Consider the following 3,861-nt stretch of genomic DNA (forward strand, 5'->3'; position numbering starts at 1 on the left):
CCCCACCCGCCACCGCGCCCTCCAACAACTCCTCAACCAAGATCAACCGGAGCCGGCTTGACATAGGGCTTCTCATGCGCCCACCCCCACGACCGGGCGGCCGGACTTCGGCCGGACGTCGTCGACGTGCTCGACGATGTGGTCGATGAAGCCGTAGGCCAGCGCCTCCTCGGCGGTGTACCAGCGGTCGCGCTGGCTGTCGGCCTCGATGCGTTCCGGCGTCTGGCCGGTGTGCTCCGCCGTCAGCCTCGTCATCAGCTCCGACGTGCGGGCCAGCTGCTGGGAGTAGATCTCGATGTCCGCCGCCGTCCCGCCGAACCCGGCCGAGCCCTGGTGCATGAGCACCTGCGCGTGCGGCAGGCTGAACCGCTTGCCGGGTGTGCCGGCGGTGAGCAGGAACTGCCCCATGCTCGCCGCCAGCCCCATCGCCAGCGTGCCGACGTCGTTCGGGATCAGCCGCATGGTGTCGTAGATCGCGAGGCCGGCGCTGACCGAGCCGCCGGGGGAGTTGATGTAGAGGCTGATGTCGCTGCGCGGGTCCTCGGCCGACAACAGCAGCAGCTGCGCGCAGAGCCGGTTGGCGACCTGGTCGTCGACCTCGGTGCCCAGGACGATGATCCGTTGGTGGAGGAGCCGGGTGGCCAGCTGGTCGTCCAGTGTCCCGGCGATGGGTCCCGCGTTCGTCATGTCGTTCTCCCTTCTGCCTCGATCATCGGCAGGGCGCGGGACCCACTCCAAGACAATCTGCTGCCAGCAGAGGCCGTCACCGCCTCCGGTCGTAGGTGAGGTAGATCGCGCCGGACTCCGACGTCGCCAGGTCCGCCAGCGACCACGAGCTCGCGGGGACGCCGTCCTCGAACAGCCGGGCGCCGCCGCCGACGAGCTCGGGGCACAGGTTGAGGGTCAGGCGGTCGATCTCGTCGGCGGCGAGCAGCGTCCGGATGATGCTGGCGCTGTTCTGCACGACGATGTCGCCGCCCGGCTGGGCGCGCAGCCGCCGCACCTCGGTCGCCGGGTCGTGCTCGGCCAGCCGCGAGTTCTGCCACGGCGTCTCGGTGAGCGTCGTCGAGAACACGACCTTCTCGACCTCGTTCAGCCAGGCCGCGTAGGCGCGGTCCCGCGGGTCGAACTGCTCGTTGTCGACGACGGTAGGCCAGAAGCCGCCGAAGCCCTCGTAGTTCTTGCGGCCCAGCAGCACCGTCGTCGCGGTGGTGGTCGAGCGGGTCATGTGCTCACGGGCCGTCTCGGTCATCGCGTGTGGGGCGACCCAGCTCATGTCGTACTCGCCGCCGGGGCCGTAGTAGCGGCCGTCGAGGGAGAGGGACAGGTTGGCGACGACGCGGCGGCCGGTGGTGTGACTCGTGTTCTCGGTCATGATGCGGTGTCCTTCGGTGCTGTGGCGCCCCGGTGGCGCCGATGGATCGATCGTGTCGCCGCCGGCCCTGCCGAACATCTGCCACGTGGCCGATATGCGGCGGCACCGCCGGGGGAGGCGGTGTCACACTGCTGGGTGATGTCCGACCTCCGCCACCTGCCGCCCGAGCTGTCGTCGTTCGTCGGCCGGGCCGAAGAGCGCGCCGCCGTCAGCGGTGCCGTGCGCCCGGGACAGCTGCTCACGCTGGCCGGTCCGGGCGGCTGCGGCAAGACCCGCCTGGCCGTGCGCGTGTGCCAGGACCTCGCCGAGGCCTGGCCCCAGGTCGTCTGGGCGAGCCTGGAGGACCTGCCCGAGGGCGCCGAGGGCGGCGGCGACGCCGTCGCGGCCCGGGTCGCGGAGGTGCTCGACGTGCCGCTGCCGGGCGGGCCGGACCCGGCGGGCGCGCTGGCGCACGCGCTGCGCGATCGGCGGCTCCTGCTCGCGCTGGACAACTGCGAGCACGTGATCGGCGGTGCGGCGCAGGTGGCCGCGGCGATCATGACCCGCTGCCCGGGCGTCGCGCTGCTGGCCACCAGCCGGGCCTCGCTCGGCGTCGCGGGCGAGCGGGTCTGGCGGGTGCCGCCGCTCGGGCTGGCCGACGCGCTGGAGCTGTTCCTCGACCGCGCCGGAGTGGCCGGCGACCCCGAGGCGACGGCGGGCGCCCGGCGGGTCTGCGACCGGCTGGACCGGCTGCCGCTCGCCCTGGAGCTGGCGGCCGGCTGGGCCGCGACGCTGTCGCCGGCGCAGATCGCCGACTCGCTCGCCGACCCGTACGCGCTGCTCGATGGCGGTGCGCGGACGGCGGCGTTCCGGCAGCAGACGCTCGAGGCGTCGATGCGCTGGAGCCACTCGCTGCTCGACGACGACGAACGGGTGCTGTTCCGCCGGCTGGCCGTGTTCGAGCCGGGGTTCGCGGCGGACGCCGTCGCCGCGGTCGCCGGACTGCCGGCGCCGGCGATGTTGAAGGCGCTGCGAGGGCTGATCGACAAGTCGCTGGTCGTGGCCGACCCGACCGGCCCGGTGGCGCGGTACCGCCTGCTCGGTGTCGTCCGGGCGTACGCACAGGCCAGGCTGGTCGAGGCGGGCGAGGCCGACGCCGTCCGCGACCGGCATCTCGACCGGTGCCTCGCCCGGCTCGACGAGCTGGCGCCGCTGCTCGACACCGACCGCGACGCCTGGCGGTCCGCCGTCGGCGCCGAGTACCCGAACCTGCGCGCGGCCGTCGAGTGGGGGCTGAGCCGCGACGATCCGGCCGCCGGGCGCCGGCTGGCCGCCGGGCTGTCCTGGCTGTGGCATCTGGAGGCGCGCGGCGCCGAGGGATTGACGCTGCTGCGGCGCGCCGCCGAACGCGGGGCCGGGGAGCGGACCCCGTTGCAGGCGCGGGTGCTGACGGCGCTCGCGCTGGTCGCCGACACCACGGTGCCCGGCGGCGACGGGTACCGCGCCGCGCGCGAGGCGCTGACGCTGCTGTCCGAGCTGGACCTGTCCGCCGACGACGAGCTGGCCGCGACCGAGCACCTGGCGCGGTCGCTGGTGGCGATCGGCTGGGTCGGGGTCGACCTCGACCGCGCGATGGCCGACGCCGTCCGGTCCCGTGACGACGCCCGGGCGGCCGGCGGCGGCTTCGTCGCCGACGCGTCACAGGCGCTCGTCGGGCTCATCCACCTGGTGCGCGACGAGCACCGGGCCGCCGTCGAGCACCTCGAGCCGGCCGCCGCCCGCCTGCTGGCCCGCGGCGACCGCGGCACCGGCTCGTCGGCGCTGAGCTGGCTGGCGGTCAGCACGGCACAGCTCGGCGACGTCGCCCGGGCCGCCGAGCTGGCCGAACGCGCCGTCGCGACGGCCCGGCCGCTGCACGACTTCCACCGCATCGCCATCGCCACCGCGGCGCTGGCGGAGCTGCGCACGCTGCAGGGCCGCGCGGACGACGCGGCCGCCGTCCTGGCGCCGATCGACGAGCTCGCCGCCGGCGCCGACTCGCCGCCCTACCTCCCCGGCTGGGAGCGCAGCCACGCGATCGTCGCGTTGCACGAGGGCCGCGCCGCCGACGCCGTCGCGTGGTCCCGCCGCGAGCTGCGCTGGCTGCCCGAGCCGCGGCCGGAGCTGCTGCTGCCGGAGAGCCGGCTGGTGCTCGCCGCCGCGCTGCGGGAGGCGGGTGATCGCGAGGCGGCGGCCGAGCTGCTGGCCGGACTGGCCGCGGACGAGGACACCACGCGGGCGCGGCCGCGGATCCGGGCCGACCTGTTCGAGCAGCAGGCGCTGCTGGCCGAGCCCGGCGACCCCGATGCCGCCCTGCGGTTGCACCACGAGGCGCTGCGGTTGCGCGCCGACCACGACCTCGTGCTCGGCTGCATCGGCAGCCTCGGCGCGCTGGCGGAGCTGCTCGCCCGGCGCGGCGCCGCCGAGGCGGCCGGTGTGCTGGCCGGCGCGACGTCGCGCGCCCGGGC

General features: G+C 75.4%; 3 protein-coding genes. 1 reads left to right on the forward strand and 2 read right to left on the reverse strand.

Annotated features, from left to right (window positions below; genetic code table 11):
• Positions 1-72 precede the first annotated feature (72 nt).
• Positions 73-687 carry an ATP-dependent Clp protease proteolytic subunit gene (locus DY240_RS23705; protein WP_119662201.1) on the reverse strand — a complete coding sequence of 205 codons (615 nt, stop codon included), beginning with the start codon at positions 685-687 and terminating at the stop codon, positions 73-75.
• Between the two features lie 76 nt (positions 688-763).
• Positions 764-1,375 (reverse strand): dihydrofolate reductase family protein, encoded by a 612-nt coding sequence (locus DY240_RS23710; RefSeq protein WP_119662203.1) that lies wholly within the window; start codon positions 1,373-1,375, stop codon positions 764-766.
• A gap of 138 nt (positions 1,376-1,513) precedes the next feature.
• On the opposite strand from DY240_RS23710, the gene DY240_RS23715 reads away from it, so the two are divergent.
• A partial coding sequence (locus tag DY240_RS23715) for an ATP-binding protein (RefSeq protein ID WP_119662202.1) occupies positions 1,514-3,861 on the forward strand: 2,348 nt, incomplete at its 3' end.

Source organism: Jiangella rhizosphaerae, assembly GCF_003579925.1.
Classification (GTDB): domain Bacteria; phylum Actinomycetota; class Actinomycetes; order Jiangellales; family Jiangellaceae; genus Jiangella; species Jiangella rhizosphaerae.